Origin of the sequence: Gracilinema caldarium DSM 7334 (assembly GCF_000219725.1) — a bacterium.
Classification (GTDB): domain Bacteria; phylum Spirochaetota; class Spirochaetia; order Treponematales; family Breznakiellaceae; genus Gracilinema; species Gracilinema caldarium.
In genome coordinates, this window is sequence record NC_015732.1 from 1,197,214 (window position 1) to 1,219,954 (window position 22,741).

The 22,741-nt window shown below is 46.6% G+C and carries 12 protein-coding genes; 11 read left to right on the plus strand and 1 reads right to left on the minus strand.

The genetic code is table 11. The features are described 5' to 3' along the window. Nucleotides 1-16: 16 nt before the first annotated feature. The 7 genes from SPICA_RS05405 (at nt 17) to SPICA_RS14755 (ending at nt 12,808) form a co-directional block, all read left to right on the plus strand. Nucleotides 17-484 (plus strand): hypothetical protein, encoded by a 468-nt coding sequence (locus tag SPICA_RS05405; RefSeq protein ID WP_013968527.1) that lies wholly within the window; start codon nt 17-19, stop codon nt 482-484. Nucleotides 485-888: 404 nt separating this feature from the next. Further along, nucleotides 889-3,921, plus strand: coding sequence for a M23 family metallopeptidase (locus SPICA_RS05410; RefSeq protein ID WP_013968528.1), 3,033 nt, complete (start codon nt 889-891; stop codon nt 3,919-3,921). Beyond that, nucleotides 3,914-5,200: an SH3 domain-containing protein gene (locus SPICA_RS05415; protein ID WP_013968529.1), complete on the plus strand. Its 1,287-nt coding sequence runs from the start codon at nt 3,914-3,916 to the stop codon at nt 5,198-5,200. Before SPICA_RS05410 ends, SPICA_RS05415 begins: the two co-directional genes overlap by 8 nt. Before the next feature lie 534 nt (nt 5,201-5,734). After that, a complete protein-coding gene (locus SPICA_RS05425) occupies nt 5,735-7,603 on the plus strand; it encodes a hypothetical protein (RefSeq protein ID WP_013968531.1) in 1,869 nt (622 codons plus the stop codon). A gap of 3 nt (nt 7,604-7,606) precedes the next feature. Beyond that, nucleotides 7,607-8,407 (plus strand): hypothetical protein, encoded by an 801-nt coding sequence (locus tag SPICA_RS05430; protein ID WP_013968532.1) that lies wholly within the window; start codon nt 7,607-7,609, stop codon nt 8,405-8,407. A 409-nt stretch (nt 8,408-8,816) separates the two neighbouring features. After that, nucleotides 8,817-11,717, plus strand: a complete 2,901-nt coding sequence (locus tag SPICA_RS05435) for a hypothetical protein (protein WP_013968533.1) — start codon at nt 8,817-8,819, stop codon at nt 11,715-11,717. After that, nucleotides 11,717-12,808 carry an NADase-type glycan-binding domain-containing protein gene (locus SPICA_RS14755; protein ID WP_013968534.1) on the plus strand — a complete coding sequence of 364 codons (1,092 nt, stop codon included), beginning with the start codon at nt 11,717-11,719 and terminating at the stop codon, nt 12,806-12,808. Before SPICA_RS05435 ends, SPICA_RS14755 begins: the two co-directional genes overlap by 1 nt. 369 nt (nt 12,809-13,177) lie before the next feature. Here SPICA_RS14755 and SPICA_RS05445 read toward each other — a convergent pair whose 3' ends face one another. Continuing rightward, the gene (locus SPICA_RS05445; RefSeq protein ID WP_013968535.1) at nt 13,178-14,113 is read right to left on the minus strand and encodes an Rpn family recombination-promoting nuclease/putative transposase; all 936 of its coding nucleotides are present in this window, start codon (nt 14,111-14,113) and stop codon (nt 13,178-13,180) included. A 390-nt stretch (nt 14,114-14,503) separates the two neighbouring features. On the opposite strand from SPICA_RS05445, the gene SPICA_RS05450 reads away from it, so the two are divergent. From SPICA_RS05450 to SPICA_RS14760, 4 genes are all read left to right on the plus strand, one after another. Further along, a complete protein-coding gene (locus SPICA_RS05450; RefSeq protein WP_013968536.1) occupies nt 14,504-18,538 on the plus strand; it encodes a hypothetical protein in 4,035 nt (1,344 codons plus the stop codon). Continuing rightward, nucleotides 18,529-19,146, plus strand: a complete 618-nt coding sequence (locus SPICA_RS05455) for a hypothetical protein (protein WP_013968537.1) — start codon at nt 18,529-18,531, stop codon at nt 19,144-19,146. The genes SPICA_RS05450 and SPICA_RS05455 overlap by 10 nt, the downstream gene beginning before the upstream one ends. Before the next feature lie 506 nt (nt 19,147-19,652). After that, nucleotides 19,653-21,353, plus strand: a complete 1,701-nt coding sequence (locus tag SPICA_RS05460) for a hypothetical protein (RefSeq protein WP_013968538.1) — start codon at nt 19,653-19,655, stop codon at nt 21,351-21,353. A gap of 27 nt (nt 21,354-21,380) precedes the next feature. After that, nucleotides 21,381-22,466 carry an NADase-type glycan-binding domain-containing protein gene (locus tag SPICA_RS14760; RefSeq protein WP_013968539.1) on the plus strand — a complete coding sequence of 362 codons (1,086 nt, stop codon included), beginning with the start codon at nt 21,381-21,383 and terminating at the stop codon, nt 22,464-22,466. Nucleotides 22,467-22,741 lie beyond the last annotated feature (275 nt).

Consider the following 22,741-nt stretch of genomic DNA (forward strand, 5'->3'; position numbering starts at 1 on the left):
GGAGGAAAAGCTAATTATGCGTAAATACTATAAAGGAATAGTTCTTATAATTTTTATAATAAGCTGTACTAAACCAATAGCTAAACAAGAAAATGCAACAAATAGTAAGGAACCAATACTTATTGAACAAAATAATAATGCGAATGAACTGAAACAAATTGAAGAGTTGAGTATGGATAATCTCATTGGGAAGTGGTTGTTATTAAATTCAGAAGGTGAGATAGATTCAAGTGGAGATTTTATCCTTATCGAAAAGACTATAAACGGATATAAATGTTTATTTAACTATCAAGGGAATCATCAGATATGTACTTTAATTTTTGACGAAAGAAATTATTTTCTATTATCAGATAATGGTACTAAGTATAAAATTGGAAGAAGCGAATCGATTCTGGGCAAAGCATATAATGGTATTTGGCTCGTTATGGATGATATACATTTAGGCAATTTTCAAAAAGAAGAGGTTTTAAAAGGAAATAAATAATAAATACTATATATAAAAAATAATGAATTTATTAATTTAATTTTGATAATTAAAGAAATTATTAATCTCTCCCCTCGTGGGGGTAGCGGAAGCCCCCGGAAAGGCGGGGGTGTGCAGACCATGAAGGCCGCATAACCCGCCCCTGATTTAAAAGGCCCACCAGGGCCAACTAACCACCACCGAGGCCCCCGCCCTGAGGAGGCTGGAGCGAGGGGGAGCCGCGGAAACAGCAGCCGTACAGCCTGAGTGATTGTCGGGAAGGGGGCGTTGGGAAAAGGTGGTGGGGGGTGTCAGGGGAAAAGCTCATGGGCCCTGCCCCATGAGTTTTCCCCTGACAGGACCCCCGGAAATAGTACGCAAGCCCCCTTCCCGATACTACGCAAGGGAAGTGCTCCCCCTACCTCATGCAGCCGGTCAGCCTCAGGACGGACCTGTCGGACACGAAGCTCGCCCAGCTTGAGTACAGCGCCATCCAGGCCCTGATAGGCCAGGCCCAGAAGGAAGTGCAGGAAGCAAGTGAAACGATCTTCGGCTCCGAGACCGACAACAGCGAGGAGGCGAAAGAAAAGCGGACAAAAATAGTCAAGTTCTTTAAGACGAGGAAGGTGCAGATAGGGGAGCGGGAAGTCACCTCAACCGATAGCGACGGCAACCTGGTGGTTACCAAAGTCCCAGTATATAAAGATGAAACCTATGATGATGAAAATCTGCGGCAGACGAAGACCTGGAGTGCCGGCGAGTTTGGGAGCCATATCGGCTATGACCCGGTGTTAAAAGAAAGCCCAAATATTGATGACGGGCTGGAACAGCTTTGGCAGGATCGTGGTATGGGCGAGCTTGGCCGGCTCATGAGAAGCTACATCTACTGGTCGATGAAGGAAAGCCAGGGCTGGGCGAGTGTGAATAAGCCTATGTGGGATAAGCCCGCCTGGGACGACCGGAGTAGCTGGTTCAAAGCGCCGACGATTCGTGGAATCACCGATATCGGGGTGACCATCGCGGCCAGCGTCATGCTCCCCGGAGCGGGATCTCTGTTGATGAACGCCGCCCTGAACCTGGCCGATGACGCGGTCTTTACGATGCTCGATGTGGGCGGGGGCTACAAGAGCTGGGAGGCAGCGGGCCTTGAGTTCGGGAAGAAAGCCCTCAGCAGTGCGGTGAATGTTGGGGTGGGTCAGGTATTCAGTCCAGCGGTGACAGCCCTGAACAGCACCCCTGGTGTAAGCGGAGTCATTGGAAGAACCATGGTCGGTGGAATGCAGAGTTTTACCACGAGTACCGCCTCGAGTGCCATTAATGCCATCACCTGGGACGCAGAGCACGGCCTCGGCTGGTCCAGCGACGCCTTTAACGCCGGAGTCCAGGGCGGCCTCATCAGCGCCGCCACGGGGATGACCAGTAGCTTCACAAGTGGGATGTTGAACCTAGGCCTCGAAGGCTTTGTTGGTTCTACTTACGCAAATGCGGCAACCCTTTCAAACACCATAGGAAGCTTAGCAGGACAGGGAGTAAACTACGCCCTTACGGGAGACTTTACCCTGAATGTGCTTAACTTCGGCATGTTTGGGATACAGGATAGAAATGGTAACTTGGTCAAAAATGGATTACTCGAGTTGCACCTTGGGAAAAACGGTGCGACAATGAACGTAGGAATGGGAGGAGCCGATGTGAGTCTGGGGACTGTTGCACAGAGTATCGCAGGGCTTGATGCCTGGCGGGTGAACGCAGAACTGTGGACGAGCAAACAGGATGAAGCCCACAAATACACCAGCGGCATGCGGACCCTGTATTCGGTAGGAGGGGCAAAAGAACTCGCCCTGTACCAGGAACTCTTGAGCGGAAAGACGAATATAGAGGAGCTTGCTAGCGGAGACTATAAAGCAAAGACCGAAGCGAATGGGGATGGCACAAAAACCATCTATCTGGGGCAGGGATCCCTTGCTGATGGCAGCCGCTTTGGCCTCAACATTCTGTTAGCCCACGAAGCGTACCGGAACGGGATCGATGATGGAGTAGAAGGCCAGCGGATAGAAACCCAGCAGGCAGTCCTGGGCCATATAGGGGCCGCTTTTGCTTTAGCCCAGACCTATGGGATGGGGAGCATCGGAGAAGCCATGACCGGTGAAGTGAACACCTACCTGGAAGCTCTGAAAAGCAACAACTATGACGCCCTGGGTAAGCTGCTTGCAGGCTATGACTCGAGTGGGGATTATTGGAGGCTTGTGCGTGATTATCGAACCGGTGCATTCGGTTTTATAGAGGATGGTGAATTAGATTTTGATCTGAGTATTCTAGGCATGGGAAGAGACATATCGCCTGAAGAAATGGCAAAGATGGTTAAGGCAATGGAATTTGCTGGATTGCCTAAATTAGAAGCATCTCGAGACATGGTGTTCCAAAGTGGAAATATTAGTAAAGAAGAACTTATGAAGCAATATGATGAATTCCAAAAGAAGAATCCTCATTTTAGCGATCGGGATTTTCAAGCTTTCTTCGAAGGTGGAACAAATAGTACCAGTTTTAGAAATGGTATTTTATCCTTTGTTGGTGCAAGTGTTGCACTTGAGGACGCGATAACCTATATAGAAGGTTCGAATTCAAAAACCAATCCAATTAATGAGCAGAAAGCACAAAAGTTGATCGCAAATGTGATGAGCTCATTAGGCGATGTGCAGGATTCAGGTCTCTTAATAAGAAAAAATGCTAGTGCCATTAATACATCAAGGTTAATCAACCTTGGAACTAAAAATAACCCCCTCTATGTACCAGTTGAACTGGGTGCTGGACAGTTGGTTCATGAAGCATCGAGCCTACCAGGTGTACGATATCTTTCTAACATAGAAGCATTTAAAAATCATCCGGGAATAGATTTGAGGGGAGTAGGGGGCAAAAATGTTGTTGTCTCAGCGAATAGCACTAATGTCACGTTAGCTTACAATTCTGTGTATGGGTTAATGGCAAACAACAGTTACACCTATAATGGGACTGTGGCTAAAGACCAACTTGCTCATCTTAAAGCAAGTTCTACCTTTATGTCATTTTTGAAAAACTTTGGTACGGAAGGTATAACCTTCGACGGTCAAACACTCCATGGGTTAACTGCGGGTACTATAATCGGAAAGGTAGGTAACACAGGAACTTCATTCGGTGCACATTTAGATTGGAATATGTACAGAGCTACTTTAGACGAATATAATTTATTAGGAAAACTAAAATATGCCTCACCACTAGAAGATACGCTCTTCGGTGATTATTTAAAGCATCATATTACCACAACTGTAGAGGCTCGGTATCTTTCTGGATTATCCGGAGATCCTCAAACTGTGTTAGATAATCCTTCAAATCGGGCTTCACTTAAAAAATATTTTGATACAACAAGGGATGTTGCTTGGTTCTGGAAAATGTCTCTTAAGTATGGAGTTGAATTTTATGAATAGGAAAACAGTTTTGATAGCACTTTTACACAGTATATTTTGTCTCTCCTCTTTATCGTCTATCGACATACAAATAGACACGTGTATCCCCACTCCTGATCCAAGTCCGTATTATGAAGAGCTTAAAGATAAGTTAGAAATAAGATTTATGGGGGGATCGAGGCCTTGGGTTTTTTGGCTCTCGAGTCATGATTTATATGTATATTATTTTCATCTTCATTGGTGTTATAATTTACGAACAAGGAAGTATAGTAGAATCACTGAGTGGGAAGAGTTGACAGGTTATGAACATTTTGCTGACCCCGATGAATTTGGAAGAAATGACTTTATTGAGTTATCATTCGTATTCGAAGGTGGATTAAAGCGTGCAATCGTATCATTGGGTAAAGAGCCGATCATTCTTGATCCTAAGGCTGTATTTCCGGGATTTTTCAGAGAAATTACTATAATTAAGGATTCACCAGGAATGCAACGCTGGGAAAAGCCCCTATTAGGCGGATTCTGGCTCACAAATCGTCCCGAAATAAAAGATGTTGATGAAAGATTTACTTACGGTGATCAGACCCTACTTACCTTGCTAGATACAGAGAAGCACGAACTGTATCGAATACCCAAAGAACTGTTCTCGGCCAGGATAGATGGAAATCCACCTAGTGTTGCTGTCAGCTTTGATCGCTTCAAAATAGCAGTGTATCTAATTGCTGAACAGGCGACCCCCGATTCTCCACTGGGAGGTTGGGGTAACATTTATATTCTGAATGTAAGATATTCAGGAACAGTAATGAAAGAAACCAAGATATACGCACAGCCCAGTTTTGACTCCGAATCCCTGGGGACTATAGTACCTGGTAAAAACGTTATTGTTGATAGTGCAGATAATTACATGAGCTATCAGGGGGTTGAGGATTATTGGTACCATATCCAAGATGAAAACCTCGAAGGATGGGTATATGGCGGAGAACTGTTCATTGAGGGGCAAGACTGGAAAACGCGACTTGAAGAACGTGGACCTTTAGTACCCTGGGAAAATATCGAGGAATACATAAACACGGAAAAAAGTAGATATGACAAGCTGAAAGCTTCGTCCGGCAACCAGGGATCAGATGCTTCTTCTCAAGCACCTGCACAAGCTGCAAACACATCAAATCAGATGCTAAATGACGAAGATGAAAAGAAAAATGCATTTTCACGATACATTGGTGTGGCCAGCGTAATTTCTGGCATCCTAGTTTTTATCACCCTGGTCGTTCTGATTTATATAAGGAAACGCAAACGCCATTGACAATATCATGACCATAAAGGTGAGTCCCAATCTGCTAATATCTTGAAGAGCTATATGGGCGACGCTTACGATGGCAAAATGGAGGTACACGATGATAAGATGAGAAATAAGTGCTGTAGTACTGGTAATGTTGCTTCTGTGGTGTACGAAGCATGCTGAAACAGTGTTTGGAAAAGTCCAGGTCCGTAACAAAGGGGTTGTTGATACAGGACTTGAGTATGTGATTAGGGCCTTGGGAATGAGAAAAGAAATCTTAACAAAACTGTATCGTGTGGTTAAGACATGGGAAAATGGTAGCATTGGAAGAGCTGGCGGACAAGAGGAGTGGGGGTAGCGGAAGCCCCCGGAAGGGCGGGGGGACTGGTCCGTAAGGCTCCATACCCCACCTCAGACACGAAAAGTGCAGAAGGGCCCACCAACCACTATCGAGGCCCCCCGCCCTGAGGAGGCTGGAGCGAGGGGGAGCCGCGGAAACAGCAGCCGTACAGCCTGAGTGATTGTCGGGAAGGGGGCGTTGGGAAAAGGTGGTGAGGGGTGGCGGAAAGAAACGAGGGGGCAGGGGGGCCCCCTCGTTTCTTTAAGACAGGACCCCCGGAAATAGTACGCAAGCCCCCTTCCCGGAACTACCCAGGGGAAGTGCTCCCCCTTTTAGAGTTGCACCTTGGCAGAAACGGTGCGACAATGAACGTGGGGATGGGAGGAGCCGATGTGAGCCTGGGGACAGTGGCACAGAGTATCGCGGGACTGGATGCCTGGCGGGTGAACGCAGAACTGTGGACGAGCAAACAGGATGAAGCCCACAAATACACCAGCGGTATGCGGACCCTGTATTCGGTAGGAGGGGCACAGGAACTTGCCCTGTACCAGGAACTCTTGAGCGGAAAGACGAATATAGAGGAGCTTGCCAGCGGAGACTATAAAGCAAAGACCGAAGCGAATGGGGATGGCACAAAAACCATCTATCTGGGGCAGGGAGCCCTTGCTGATGGCAGCCGCTTTGGCCTCAACATCCTGTTAGCCCACGAAGCGTACCGGAACGGGATTGATGATGGAGTAGAAGGCCAGCGGGTAGAGACCCAGCAGGCAGTCCTGGGCCATATAGGGGCCGCCCTAGCCCTATCGCAGGTATATAGGCTGGGGAGCATCGGCACCGAGATGGCAGAAGAAGTGAACACCTACCTGGAAGCACTGAAAAGCAACAACTATGAAGCCCTGGGTAAACTGCTTGCGGGCTATGACTCGAGTGGGGATTATTGGAGGCTTACAAAAGATGGGAAGCTTGTATTTGATAAACGAGCCTCTCTGACTATAGAGAACCCCGATGGTACTACGAAAGAAATAAGCTGGAAAGAACTTGGCGTATCATCAGATAGGGCCGTAGAAAGTGCCTTAACGAAAATACTCAAAGTAGATTCTGCAACAGCCCGAACGATTATGGAAAAACAAATGGGACTGGTCCATTCAGCAGACAAAGATCCCGAGAAATGGAATTGGTTATCAGAGAATAAAAAATTGCCTGAAAAAGGCTGGTATCCCTTTGTTCCCTCGATAGGTGAAATAAATGAGGGAAAAGGGATGTATGTACGAGATTTAAGTAAAAATATACAAGCCGTCATGCTACGAGATGTGTTTACCGCAACGTATAGAAATGAATTACAAGGAGGAATAGAGAATCCAAAGCTTATTAATGGACTTATAAGTTCAGAAGCAAAATGGTCAAATCCAGGGAGTGCCACCTATGACCCCTTTTCTATCCGAGTATTACAAGAGTTTGGAAGCGTATTTAATAGCTTAGAAAAGCAGCAACAACGTGATGTAGTGAGCCACAGTAATACACCTATGATAGCAGAAACCTTTTTTAATGAGATCATGTCACCTGCAGAATGGGAGAAGTATAAGGCAAAGGGGAACACAACCTATTGCAGCACCTTTGGGTATGAAAAGCTGGTATCCCTTGATCCTCGAATAGCGGTATCAGCATTTCCAAATGGTTTCTTGAGAGCAAATAGCTGGCAAGCAGCGCTTGCATCGAGCCCCTTGTTTACAGAAATCCAAGGGACAGATGCCCTTAATACGATGGTTAGTGCAGCAAATCGAGCTAGTGAAAAGCAGCTTGTAATTGGTGTACTAAACAAAAACCCAGAATCAGGCCATGTAGCTTTTGTGGTACCGAGTGCAACCCCCTATAAATCTTTTAATGGGGTTGTACCGATTACTGGTAATGGTCTATTAGGATATAATGGTAATACTGGGAATGATCCTGGATTCACAATACCGGTCTTTGCCGGGGTAGGTGCTCCAAAAGCTACTGGTATTCTACCATTTGGATATACCTTTGGAAGTATAGAAAGAGATATTCCTTTAAATTATAAAAGGATTACATATTATCGACTAGGATGGTGAAGTATGAGAAAGACAAAGATGCAGTTAGTTATGGCTATATATTTAGTTGTAGGAATTCTAGCTCAAGCGCAGCCATTTACCGATGCAGAACTGAAATGGCTTAAGATGGTAAATGATGATCAGGCTTTTGCGGAGTTCCCTGGGTTTCGACAAATAAAAGAATATCAGAACTATTTTGGGCCCATGGTAAAAGAATATAAGTTATCTGAGGAAGAGATAGATTTTATCGGAAGATGGAGCATACCAGATGGTATATTTCAAGAAAAAAAGGAGGGATATCTTGAAAGACCTAAAAAAGAGGTCAGACAAGTGCTTAATGGATCTAGTATGAGTTTTTTCCCTGATCGTACTTTATTAATTTTATATAATCACTATGATAAATATTTTCCTTTAAGAGCTGTAATAGGAAAATGGAAAATTGAGGCTAATACCTTATATGCAAAGGTAGAGCGAATAATAACTGTCAAAGTACCATTGAAGGCAAAACATGGTGAACACTTAAAACCGGATGATTTCATAGAAACGGATGTTATAAAAAAAGATTGGAAAATATTGTTAAATGAAGTATATTCATCCTATGATAAAACATTGAGGTATCTTTATAAGCCCTTACAACCTTTATTGTCGTCAGAAGATATAGAATTAAATTTTAAATTCAATGATGAACAAATAAGAGAATCTGCATTTTCTGCAGAAGACTTCTATAGAAGATTTTATTTAAGAGGTGAATATATGCGTTTACAAGATTACCTTAAAGGTAAAACAAAGGTATGGGAATATATCGGGACAGAAGTTAATTTTTAAAAATGAAAAAAATGAACTTTAATAAAGTCAAGTGTCTATTAGCATAATAACAAATAGATTCAGTTCTGCCCTCCCCCCGTAGTGGGGGTAGCGGAAGCCCCCGGAAGGGCGGGGGTGTGCAGACCATGAAGGCCGCATAACCCGCCCCTGATTTAAAAGGCCCACCAGGGCCAACTAACCACCACCGAGGCCCCCGCCCTGAGGAGGCTGGAGCGAGGGGGAGCCGCGGAAACAGCAGCCGTACAGCCTGAGTGATTGTCGGGAAGGGGGCGTTGGGAAAAAGTGATGAGGGGTGTCAGGGGAAAAGCTCATGGGCCCTGTCCCATGAGTTTTCCCCTGACAGGACCCCCAGAAATAGTACACAAGCCCCCTTCCCGAAACTACGCAAGGGAAGTGCTCCCCCTACCTCATGCAGCCGGTCAGCCTCAGGACGGACCTGTCGGACACGAAGCTTGCCCAGCTTGAGTACAGCGCCATCCAGGCCCTGATAGGACAAGCCCAGAAGGAAGTGCAGGAAGCAAGTGGAAAGATCTTCGGCTCCGAGGCAGACAACAGCAAGGAAGCGAAGGCAAAGCGCAAAGTTGTCTATGAAGTCAACAAGACGAAAACCGTGGCAACCGACCTGTGGACCATGCTGACCACCTTCAAAACAACGCAGGAAGTGATAGAAGAAACAAACCATGAAGAACGGGAAGCAGGGGCCGGCGAATTCGGGGCCCACATAGGCTATGCCCCGGTAACGAAGGGGAACCCCAATGTGGATGATGGTCTAGATAATATCTGGATCGATAAGGGGACAGGCGAACTAGGCCGGCTCATGAGAAGCTATATCTACTGGTCGATGAAGGAAAGCCAGGGCTGGGCAAGTGTGAATAAGCCGATGTGGGATAAACCCGCCTGGGACGATCGGAGTAGCTGGTTCAAAGCACCGACGATTCGAGGTATTACGGATATCGGGGTGACTATAGCGGCCAGCGTCATGCTCCCCGGAGCGGGCTCCCTGTTGATGAACGCCGCCCTGAACCTGGCCGATGACGCGGTCTTTACGATGCTCGATGTGGGTGGGGGCTACAAGAGCTGGGAGGAAGCGGGCCTTGAGTTCACTAAAAAAGCAGCTTGCAGTGCGGTGAATGTTGGGGTGGGTCAGGTATTCAGCCCTGCGATAACGGTAGCCAACAGTACGCAAGGCATAGGCGGTGTTATCGGAAGCACCATGCTCAGCGGTATGCAAACCCTCACCACCAGCACCCTGAACAGCGCCATCAACGCCGTTAATCTGCAATATGATAAAGATGGCAACCTCCTCGGCCTCGGCTGGTCTGCTGACGCCTTTAATGCTGGTGTCCAGGGCGGCCTCATCAGCGCTGCCACGGGGATGACCAGTAGCTTCACAAGCGGGATGCTGAATCTGGGGCTCGAAGGCTTTGTGGGAAAAACCTATGCCAACGCGGCAACCCTTTCAAACACCATAGGAAGCTTAGCAGGACAGGGAGTAAACTACGCCCTTACGGGAGACTTCACACTCAATGTCTTGAACTTCGGTATGTTTGGGATAAAAGATGCGAATCAAAACTTAGTGAAAAACGGTCTTCTGGAGTTGCACCTTGGCAAAAATGGTGCGACAATGAACGTGGGGATGGGAGGAGCCGATGTGAGTCTGGGGACGGTGGCACAGAGTATCGCAGGGCTTGATGCCTGGCGGGTGAACGCAGAACTGTGGACGAGCAAACAGGATGAAGCCCACAAATACACCAGCGGTATGCGGACCCTGTATTCGGTAGGAGGGGCACAGGAGCTTGCCCTGTACCAGGAGTTGTTACAAGGGAAAACCAACATCGAAGAGCGGACCGATGGAGACTATAAAGCAAAGACCGAAGCGAATGGGGATGGCACAAAAACCATCTACCTGGGGCAGGGAGCCCTTGCTGATGGCAGCCGCTTTGGCCTCAACATTCTGTTAGCCCACGAAGCGTACCGGAACGGGAAGGATGACGGGACTGAAGGGCAGAGACAGGAGACCAAGCAAGCAGTATTGGGCCATATAGGGGCCGCTCTTGCCTTAGCCCAGACCTACGGGATGGGGAGCATCGGCACCGAGATGGCAGGAGAAGTGAACACCTACCTGGAACCACTGAAAAGCAACAATAGCGACAACAACAGTAACAACAACTATGAAGCCCTGGGTAAGCTACTTGCGGGCTATGATGCGAGCGGGGATTATTGGAGGCTTACAAAAGATGGGAGATTGCTGAATGATGGTAAAAAAGAATTACGAGTAGAAGTTGTAGGAGATGATGGGAAAACAAGATGGGCCCTCGTTTCTGGAAGTGAAAAAGAAACGAGTATTGCTGCAGCATTGGTTCATTATTTAGGTAAGGATCGAGCATTAGATTTATTAAAGAAAGATCCGAGCGATATTTCGACCTATGATGATCAAACGCTTAAGGATGTACTAGGCATTAATGATCAAGTAGTCGCTGAAATGCGTAAAGATCGGCTATTCGCTGCTACCGTCCTAAGCAACGCATCTGCTGTGAAGAACAATACGTTCGACCGCCTCATCGGTGAAGCATTGATGAAGCAAAGCGGTATACAGGCAGATGGAAACAGTTGGAAAGGTGAGGGAAGTGGTATAACCTTAACCGATGGAGTAATTCGTGGAAATGCAGCGATGAGATATCTAGGAAATGGAGAATATGAACGGTATTCGATAACCGCTGAGGTAACGAGATTAGCAGGAGCCTACGAGATCTATAAAGATGGCAAGGCAGGCGATCTTGGGAATGGGAATACAAAACTAGAATTTACAAAATGGGATATTGATAGTGGAGAAAAAATCGCGAGTATTGTGGCTGGAGGTATATGGAACTCAGTAGACAATTCGTATGGTCAAAAGGATAGTAAAGGGAATCCAATCGGAAAAGACCAGCCACTGCAATACGTGTTTGGTCCAACGGTGCAAGGGAATACTGTTGCCGCTGGGAAATTCAATATGCGGTGGGCAGAGAATAATAGCGATTGGTGGGGAGAAGTTTTAACTATTTCAGATGCCATGACCATAGCAGGTGAACGCATAGGACCAACTGGACATGGACAAGACCATATGGATGAAGGCCGTTGGAGGGTTCATTGGACAAATTATGGGTTTAGTGATGGCTGTTTTGTGGCAAAAGGACAAGAACATATGACCAATCTCATGAATAGTTTGAAATCATGGGGACTCATGAGAGGATATAGTATAGCAAGTACGATGATAGATCAAAATAACTACTACACATATGCGTATCGATATAAAACGAGGAGTTGGTAATGAAAACAATGCTGATTATCATGGTATGTCTAATATGGAGTATCGTATCTGTTACAGGTCAGCAGTTCCCAGATGCCAATTACCTGGTACCTGTTGATCATCAATTATATATACCGGATATGGACAACCCTTGGATAGGATTTCCATCACATTCAATCTTTCTTGTAGGAGCTTATTATAATGGATATCAAATAGTAGATGCCTATGATGGACGGACATACATTTATACCGCATCAGATATACGAATAGCTGATGATGGGTATATATATGTGAGTACGGGAGAAGATAAAGAACATGAACCGTTTTTGGTATTGATGGGTGGAGATATCATACTGCATTTTTCAAATAAATATCTAACTAAACCTGAACTGTATTTTGGAGGACAAGAAGCGCGCATGGGCCCATTTTTAGTCGGTGGCCCTGAATGGGCGTATTATATGTTCTCAATAAAAGATATTAAAAAAACCGGGGATTTATATGAAAATAACGATACTGGGCTCTGGAATGATGGGATAAAAGCTATTCGGGTATGGTCAATATTAACAGAAACAATAAAAGGTGAAAAAATCACCTATGGCCCTGAACGGATGCGACATCCATTTTATGACTGGGGAGATATGAAAATCAATTTTAATAATGCATCCTTGTTCTGGGCAGAGGGAGAACCAGGTCCAGGAATAGGAGGGAAAATTGTAGTTGAATTTACCCGGGAAACAGATCATGTAATGGTACTGAATGGTGCAATTGATTTATCAAGACGGTATCTGTATAAGGCGAATAACCGATTAAAACAAATAACAATAGAAAGTGAATCACCACGATTTGTAATAGAATATAGCTTTGAAGATATTGTTCAGTTTCATAAAATCAATTTGCCACAGAAAACGAGCAAGATCATTATAACGATAAAAGATGTATATAAAGGAAGTAAATGGGATGATACCTGTATCAGTGCCATCTTTCTCAAACAAGAACCAATGAGGCTGCGTTCAGATTATGATAAAATTATAGAGGAATATATTAAGCGAAGGGGATTTGATAAAAAAATTGCGGAGTATAATGCCAAACGCAAATTACCAAAAACTAATTAAAGAAGGTAATTTACTTATATTACGGGCAAACAAAATGTTATCATTCCGTATCATGCGAAATCGTGGGATACGAGAAAGACAACAGATTGGTTAATCACCTGAATGGGTAACGGACTGACAAAATAAGTCAAGATAGTTTACTCCCGCATATCCCATCCCCCTCCCCCCGTAGTGGGGGCAGCGGAAGCCCCCGGAAGGGCGGGGTGTGCTGGCCCGTAAGGCCCCATAACCCGTCCCTGACTCGAAAAGTACACCAGTGCCCACGCAACACCACCGAGACTCCCCCACCGATCCCCCCGCCCTGAGGAGGCTGGAGCGAGGGGGAGCCGCGGCAACAGAAGCGGCACCCCTGGCTTGATAGTTCCACCCTTATAGCTTTTGCACTTCTTCGATGCTGAGCCCCGTAACTTCGGCAATTTCCTGCAGGCTTAAGCCCTTCTCTTTCAGTTTTTTGGCGGTTTCAAGCTTACCTTCCAACTTACCTTCGAGTTTCCCTTTGAAAATACCCTGTTGTAACCCCTGTTGTAACCCTTGTTGTAACCCCTGTTGTACACCCTGTTGTACCAGTTCCTGTTTCCATTTATTCAGTGTTGTGGCAAGCATGGTGGGAGCCTCCTTTGTGTCGAGTTGTTCCGTCACCCAATCGGGTACCGGTTTGGAGAAAAACGTGTTCAGCCAGGATAAAAACGCCCGATAGACTTCAGGCTGTTCCTGTTCCAGCAAAGTCCCCAGCTGCTTAAACACCCCCGCCAATTCATCGGGGGTCGTCGTTTCAACTAAGAATAAGGCACCAATAAGATTCTTGAGGGCAAGCAACTGGTGCCGCTCAAACTCATTCTCTGCAATTTTAAAATAGCGAAATTGCGGGATAAAGTCCAGATGAATGCGGTTATCTATGAGTTCAGCCAGCTGTTCCGGTGCAGTCCAGCGGGCCTCCCCATTATACAACAGAATAGGAAATACCGGCGGCAGGGTTTTCAGGGTAGGCTCCTGTTTCAGGAGGCTTGCATAGAACTCCAGGATGTACCGCAATATTCTCAAGGCCATGAAATGGTCGACGGTCGATTGGAATTCCATGAGGATATAGAGGTAGATTTCAACCCCCGTGGTTAAGGGGATGCGCCAGATAAGGTCTGATTCAAGCTTCTTCTTGGCTGGAGTGATAAAGGACTTATCGATAGTACAGGCTCGTGAAAAGTCCAGGTACTGCACCCAGGGCTCATTGACACAGGAGAGGAGGAGTTCTTGTAGTATTTGTGGATGAGAAAAGAGATCCTTGTAGCCATAGTCATGGACTTGCTTCATGGGTAGGAGGATAGCATAGGGACGTGGGACAGACAAGGGACGCAGTGGGGGTAGCGGAAGCCCCCGGAAGGGCGGGGGTGTGCAGACCATGAAGGCCGCATAACCCGCCCCTGATTTAAAAGGCCCACCAGTGCCCACGCAACACCACCGAGTACCCCGCCCTGAGGAGGCTGGAGCGAGGGGGAGCCGCGGCAACCGAAGCCGTACACCCTGAGTGATTGTCGAGAAGGGGGCGTTGGGAAAAGGTGGTGGGGGGTGTCAGGGGAAAAGCTCATGGGCCCTGTCCCATGAGTTTTCCCCTGACAGGACCCCCGGAAATAGTACACAAGCCCCCTTCCCGATACTACGCAAGGGAAGTGCTCCCCCTTCCGCTGGGCCGATGATGAAACGGTGCGGCAGGCTGCCCAGCAGCAGTACCGGGACACCCTGAAAGCCTACATCGCCGGGAAGGCGAGCAAGGCAGACCTGGACACAGCAGCGAGGGCCGCCTATGGGGACCAGGCGGCAAGCCAGAAGACCCACCTCGCTAAGCTCGTAGGAGTCTACGAAGACAACCTGGAGAGTATGCTCAATGGCTCCAGTGCCTACCAGAGGGAATATGCCCAGCTGGGTCAGGAACTGGCCGATTCCATCGGACAGACCTATCGGGCCCGCTTTGCGGCGGAGCTTGCGGCCCGGGAAGCGGAGTGGAACGTAGAGCGGCGGGACCTGCAGGAGAAACAGGCCGCCTGGCGGGAAGCGGCGGGGCTCATCCTCGAACGGGGCCGAGCTGACTGGAAGGCCGGAGCGGAACGCCTGCGGGATAGCTACACGAGCTGGAAGAAGAGCTTTACCGAAGCCTACGCCCAGGGGAGTGCCGCCTGGGATGGGGCCTACCTGGAGGGCCTTAAGGAAAAAGAAGCCTGGGCCGAGCGGGCAACCGCGGCGGCGAGTACCGCAGCCAGCGAAGCGATGCTCGCCCTGGTAGGCCAGGATGCGGAAGCGGGGGCGAGAACCTTTGACACCCTAGGTCTTGTGGCGGAGCTCTCGAGCGGGGCCGAGGAAGCGAAGGCGGGGATACGGGATGTATTGAGCCTGGCGGGCATAGTCAACCTGACGAGCGCCCTGAACGCCAGCATGGGCAGTGCGGAGACCACCGTGAGCCAGGTACGGACCGGGTTGGGGGGCCTCGGGCTCTGGGACAGCGGGAAAGCCCAGGTAGCGGCAGCCCGGTTTACGAAGGAAGCGAACCAGGAGTTAGCAAGCCGGCAAGCCCGGCTCGTCGCCGCCCAGGCCCGGGACATGGCCCAGGCAAGCATCAAGGGACTGGAAGAACAGGTACAGAGGGCCAACGAGAACTTCCGGGAGAGCATGGATGAAACCTTTGTGCTTAAGGGCAGTTGGCGGAAGGAAGGCCAGCACTACCGGAAGGACGTGGTAGTCTACTCAACCCTCCTGGACCCGGTGGTAACCGAAGGGGCGAGCGTCCAGGGCTACATCGCCTACCTCATGCAGCCGGTGAGCCTCAGGACGGACCTGTCGGACACGAAGCTCGCCCAGCTAGAGTACAGCGCCATCCAGGCCCTGATAGGCCAGGCCCAGAAGGAAGTGCAGGAAGCAAGTGAAAGGATCTTCGGCTCCGAGACCGACAACAGCGAGGAGGCGAAAGAAAAGCGGACAAAAATAGTCAAGTTCTTTAAGACGAGGAAGGTGCAGATAGGGGAGCGGGAAGTCACCTCAACCGATAGCGACGGCAACCTGGTGGTTACCAAAGTCCCAGTATATAAAGATGAAACCTATGAGGATGAAAATCTGCGGCAGACGAAGACCTGGAGTGCCGGCGAGTTTGGGAGCCATATCGGCTATGACCCGGTGTTAAAAGAAAGCCCAAATATTGATGACGGGCTGGAACAGCTTTGGCAGGATCGTGGTATGGGCGAGCTGGGCCGGCTCATGAGAAGCTACATCTACTGGTCGATGAAGGAAAGCCAGGGCTGGGCGAGTGTGAATAAGCCTATGTGGGATAAGCCCGCCTGGGACGACCGGAGTAGCTGGTTCAAAGCGCCGACGATTCGTGGAATCACCGATATCGGGGTGACCATCGCGGCCAGCGTCATGCTCCCCGGAGCGGGATCTCTGTTGATGAACGCCGCCCTGAACCTGGCCGATGACGCGGTCTTTACGATGCTCGATGTGGGCGGGGGCTACAAGAGCTGGGAGGCAGCGGGCCTTGAGTTCGGGAAGAAAGCCCTCAGCAGTGCGGTGAATGTTGGGGTGGGTCAGGTATTCAGCCCTGCGATAACGGTAGCCAACAGTACGCAAGGCATAGGCGGTGTTATCGGAAGCACCATGCTCAGCGGTATGCAAACCCTCACCACCAGCACCCTGAACAGCGCCATCAACGCCGTTAATCTGCAATATGATAAAGATGGCAACCTCCTCGGCCTCGGCTGGTCTGCTGACGCCTTTAATGCTGGTGTCCAGGGCGGCCTCATCAGCGCTGCCACGGGGATGACCAGTAGCTTCACAAGCGGGATGCTGAATCTGGGGCTCGAAGGCTTTGTGGGAAAAACCTATGCCAACGCGGCAACCCTTTCAAACACCATAGGAAGCCTCGCCGGTCAGGGAGTAAACTACGCCCTTACGGGAGACTTTACCCTGAATGTGCTTAACTTCGGCATGTTTGGGATACAGGATAGAAATGGTAACTTGGTCAAAAATGGATTACTCGAGTTGCACCTTGGGAAAAACGGTGCGACAATGAACGTAGGAATGGGAGGAGCCGATGTGAGCCTGGGGACGGTTGCACAGAGTATCGCAGGGCTTGATGCCTGGCGGGTGAACGCAGAACTGTGGACGAGCAAGCAGGATGAAGCCCACAGGTACACCAGTAGCCTGAGGACCCTGTATTCGGTAGGAGGGGCACAGGAGTTTGCCCTGTACCAGGAGTTGTTACAAGGGAAAACCAACATCGAAGCGCGGACCGATGGAGACTATAAAGCAAAGACCGAAGCGAATGGGGATGGCACAAAAACCATCTATCTGGGGCAGGGAGCCCTTGCTGATGGCAGCCGCTTTGGCCTCAACATTCTGTTAGCCCACGAAGCGTACCGGAACGGTATAGATGATGGAGTAGAAGGCCAGCGGGTAGAGACCCAGCAGGCAGTTCTGGGACACATAGGGGCCGCTCTTGCCTTAGCCCAGACCTACGGGATGGGGAGCATCGGGGAAGCCATGACCGGTGAAGTGAACACCTACCTGGAAGCACTGAAAAGCAACAACTATGAAGCCCTGGGTAAGCTGCTTGCAGGCTATGATGCGAGTGGGGATTATTGGAGGGTTACAAAGGATGGGAATTTAGTATGGGATGGAAAAAAGGATTTATATGATGAAAATGGTCGGTTATTGAAGAAAACAAACGATGAAAGTTTCTATGGATCCTTTGCATCAGCCATGGGAATCAGCAAAGAAGAGGCAAAAAAGATACTCGAGTCTGATCGATATAATATAGTCTTTAAAGATAACAAAGTCAGAACGATAGCTGATAAAAAAGACCGTACCAATGATGAAAGTTTCCAGTTTGAAACGACGAGTGCATTCAAAGCACAGTATACGTTTCAAATGCAGTATGTTGATCAGGTGGCAACGAAATACGGAGGAAGTATGAGTGCTGCGGTCGCAGCATTTAAGCATGATATGGCAAACAAACTGGAACTGAGCAGGATTGCAGGAACCATAGACGACGTAGCGCTAGCAGGAAAAGGGATGGTGACAGGGCTTGAAGGGTTTGCAAAGCAATATGATGCAACACTTTATGGCGAACGTTACGGATCTTTTGGTGTACCGGGTTTGCTGAATGCTAGAGCAGCCGCAGCTTTTAATGAACGAAAGGTTGCCTCAGCTTTAAATGAGATCTATCAAAATAAAACTCGTTCAGATAATCATCCGATATATCAATATATCTTGAATGAAACCATCTCTCCTTTGCTTGGGCCAGATGGTAGTCCTACACCAAGGGTTGGTGCAAATCGTCTTTCAGATGATCCGATTTATTTGACCACCCGGACACGATATGATGATGGAAAAGAACATGGTTGGTCCCGTGATGGAAAATTTGCAATGAGTGCTGATTTAGGTACTCGTGATATTCCATTGATAACCAAAACTTTTACGAATGCAACGATATTTACACAGAGCAATCCTTTTGGTTGGAGAGATGATAGTGGTGGGTATGCTCAAATGGATGCCGGCCCGCTGGATATTCGGTATGTGCATCTTGGTAATAGTTGGCAATTACAGCGATTGATGAATCTAAATCAATCCGCTGTATTAAATAACTTATATCGATACAGTCTTCCCCCAGGCTTAACTTTTGGTCCTTTATATGAGGGACAACTTCCTTTAAGCACAGGTACTCATTTACATATGGAGTTTATATGGCGATAAGAATAATAAATTTACTGTTTTTTATAGGTCTTTGCTTTTCTTTAATTACTTGCAGCTTAAAAAAAGAAGATACTAAAGAAATGGATACAAACAAACTGCAACAATCGAACGAGAGTGTTAGTTTGGATGTTGCTAACCATGAAGATAGCCGTCTTACTAAGCTAAGCTCAAGTACATTTAAAGAAATCTTAGAACAAGATTGGGGTTTTACAATTGATATAATACCGATAGCTCTAAGTGAAGAAACGTATCTTGGTGGTATAGTACGGAAAAATGGAATTTGGGTTGCTGGATATGATTCTGGATTTGCAACATGTGAATTAGTGAGCATGGAAATGCTACGATCCGATATCGTACGGTTTGTAGTTGATATTTGGAAGAATGAGGATCCAGAGCGACCCTTTGCTGCACGACAACCAAATACACCTGCATACAGATTTTATGTCGATTTATCTGAATCCGACTTTAGGGCCGCTGTACGTAAAGGGGTTCTTGAAAAAAAACAAGTGGTAGTTATCCCTGTTGAAGCTTATAATATAGCGGGCGAACGCGTAGGAGAGTGGTTTCGAAACATTTCTACAGGAAATGATAAGAAAGAAAGTCAATAAACAAACTGAGTTAAGCTTCAACAAGTACTTTCGGGTATTTTTCCGGTTGTCAGCATGAAGCACATTTTTATTGGTTATGAAAACCAATTCATACAAAATAAGTCAAGATAGTTTACTACAGTATATCCCATTTTCCTCCCCCCCCCATCGTGGGGGTAGCGGAAGCCCCCGGAAAGGCGGGGGTGTGCAGACCATGAAGGCCGCATAACCCGCCTTAGACTCGAAAAGCGCACCAGGGCAAACCAACCACCACCGATCCCCCCGCCCTGAGGAGGCTGGAGCGAGGGGGAGCCGCGGAAACAGCAGCCGTACAGCCTGAGTGATTGTCGGGAAGGGGGCGTTGGGAAAAGGTGGTGAGGGGTGGCGGAAAGAAACGAGGGGGCAGGGGGCCCCCTCGTTTCTTTAAGACAGGACCCCCGGAAATAGTACGCAAGCCCCCTTCCCGATACTACGCAAGGGAAGTGCTCCCCCTTTTAGAGTTGCACCTTGGCAAAAACGGTGCGACAATGAACGTGGGGATGGGAGGAGCCGATGTGAGCCTGGGGACTGTGGCACAAAGTATCGCAGGACTGGATGCCTGGCGGGTGAATGCAGAGCTGTGGACGAGCAAACAGGATGAAGCCCACAAATACACCAGCGGTATGCGGACCCTGTATTCGGTGGGAGGGGCACAGGAGCTTGCCCTGTACCAGGAACTCTTGAGCGGAAAGACGAATATAGAGGAGCTTGCCAGCGGAGACTATAAAGCAAAGACCGAAGCGAATGGGGATGGCACAAAAACCATCTATCTGGGGCAGGGAGCCCTTGCTGATGGCAGCCGCTTTGGTCTCAACATTCTGTTAGCCCACGAAGCGTACCGGAACGGTATAGATGATGGAGTAGAAGGCCAGCGGATAGAGACCCAGCAGGCAGTCCTGGGACACATAGGGGCTGCTTTTGCCTTAGCCCAGACCTACGGGATGGGGAGCATCGGGGAAGCCATGACCGGTGAAGTGAACACCTACCTGGAAGCACTGAAAAGCAACAACTATGAAGCCCTGGGTAAGCTGCTTGCGGGCTATGATGCGAGTAAAGATTATTGGTTAATTAAAATGGACGGAACCATAGAAGATACAGAAGAGAGAGCGTTTTATAGAGAATATATTGATGCAAATGGTAACATAAAAAGAGAAAAAATAGAAGGTTCTGAATATACAGGTTCGAGGATGTTAGCGCTCTACAATTTTCTTGGTGATAAAATGATACAGAAAATGTATGAAGAATCACTAACATCACCATCAAAGTTAGCCACAGTACCAAAAACGGATATCTTTTCATTTAATGATAAAGTACTTCAAGATGTTTTGGGGTGGTCTAAAAAGGATAAAATACTAGCACGTAAAGAAGGATTTTGTATGGCGGATCTCACAGAAGAACAAAAGAAGAAATTAGTTATAGAACAGCTACTAGTACAAAATGGATATACTTATGGGAAAGATATTTGGATTGGAACTGGGATGAAGGTCCCAGGTATGAAGGCAAATGAATCGATAGGGATACGTCTTGTTAATGGGCAATGGGAAAAGTTTACAGCAGGGATGGAAATAAGGAGGGATGCTGATGCTTTCGATGTTTGGAAAAATAATGTAGCTTCCAATGATTATAATGTAAAAGATAGTGCGGATGTGTCTTTTTACAAGAGAAATCTCGATACCGGTGTAACAGAGTTATATAATGGAGCAACAACAAACTGGGCAAGCATTGATAAAAAGAGTAGTGGAACTGAAGTTTCAATTGGAGGTAATACATATAAAGGAAATACCATAGTTTCAGAATGGTTCAAAATGCATTTTATTGATTATCCTGTCGCTACGTACGGTGTTGCATATGTAGGTGTTTTAACTGATGCTCAGATTTTAAGTGATACAGCGGGTACTCAAATACTAACGAAAGCCGGAAGAAGAACAGGGTATCCTACCGAGGATCGGTGGCTTTTCCATTCTTTTGATAAAGGAGCGAGTTCTGCTGGCTGTATCGGACCGATGAGTGATATAAATTCTCCAATAATATGGAATTCTGCTGCTTATTCTACATCAGGTAGTCAATCAGGAGCCTACTATATGCAACAAATAGTAAATCAACTGATGAGTCAGTGGGGAATATATAAAGGATATGAGTTTTCAGTGCATTTAGTAGGGCAGCAGACACCTACTTACTACAAATATTAGTGAGTATCACATATGGAGACGGCGAATATGAAAGGGAAAATGGTATCTGTGTTTCTTATAATGCTTACGGTGTTTTTGAATGCCCAGGAACTGCTCTGGTTTCCAATGGATTCGACATGGTTTGGTGCGAATACTGGGAAAAAATCAACTGTGCAGTTCATAGAATATAATGATTTTAAAATTATTATTTATAATAAATTTTTGTTTTTTTTAAATAACACTGATAATTATGATAATTTTAAGAGTCTGTTATATGAAATAAGTGAAATAATTATAGATTCTAGTACAGGATATAGATATTACAATGCAAAACATCTAGGTAGCAAAGAAAATACAAGAATATATTTATTACAAAGCAAAGATTATATAATAATTATTGAAAAAAAAATTGAAAATAACGTTGTTAATTTAATGTATGGTTTTGATCATATAGAAAATTATAAAAAGTCAATAGAAGAAATGATAGAGCATAGGAGAAGAGCAAGAGTAGGTGATGGGTTTTTTGAATATGAGTATATAGATAGCGGTATCAAATCTGTAGATGCTTCATCTTATTTAACAGAGACTATCGCTAATAAAATGGTTGATTATAAACCTGCATACTTAATTAATAGAATATGTAAACTACAAGAAAATATAGATGTTTCTTTTCCTATCTTTGACAATTTTATGCGCTGTTGGGCCGAGGGAGTTCCCGGTGACGGAATTGGACAGTGGCTTGAAGTAGAATTTACAAGGTTTAGCGATGAGATTATGATTTTAAATGGATATGTAGATTTTAGAAACATGAGTGCTTATAAGAATAATAATCGGTTAAAGAAAATCAGAGTAGAATCCGAACAACCAAAATTTAGCATTGAATATACGCTTCCTGATTATGTTGCATATCATTCTGTGCCACTTCCGCAAAAGACAAAGAAGGTAAAGATTACCATACTTGAAGTATACAAAGGCCTTAAATACGATGACACATGCGTGACAGCAATTGCATTACCACAAGAACGAACTCGGAGTATTGAAGAAGAAAAACAAGAGGTCATTCAATATTTAAGGAAAATACATGTATTTGAATATTTAGAACGATATAAAAAAGAGATAAGGAACAAGAATTAAATTATGAGAGTTTGGCTCTTTTTTATATAAATGGTTTTACTACTCTATTTAACAGTGTTTGGAAAAGTCCAGGTCCGTAACAAAGGGGTTGTTGATACAGGACTTGAGTATATGATAGGGCCTTGGGAATGAGAAAAGAAATCTTAACAAAACTGTATCGTGTGGTTGAGACATGGGAAAATGGTAGCATTGGAAGAGCTGGCAGACAAGAGGAGTAGGGGTAGCGGAAGCCCCCGGAAGGGCGGGGTATGCTGGTCCGTAAGGCTCCATCCCCC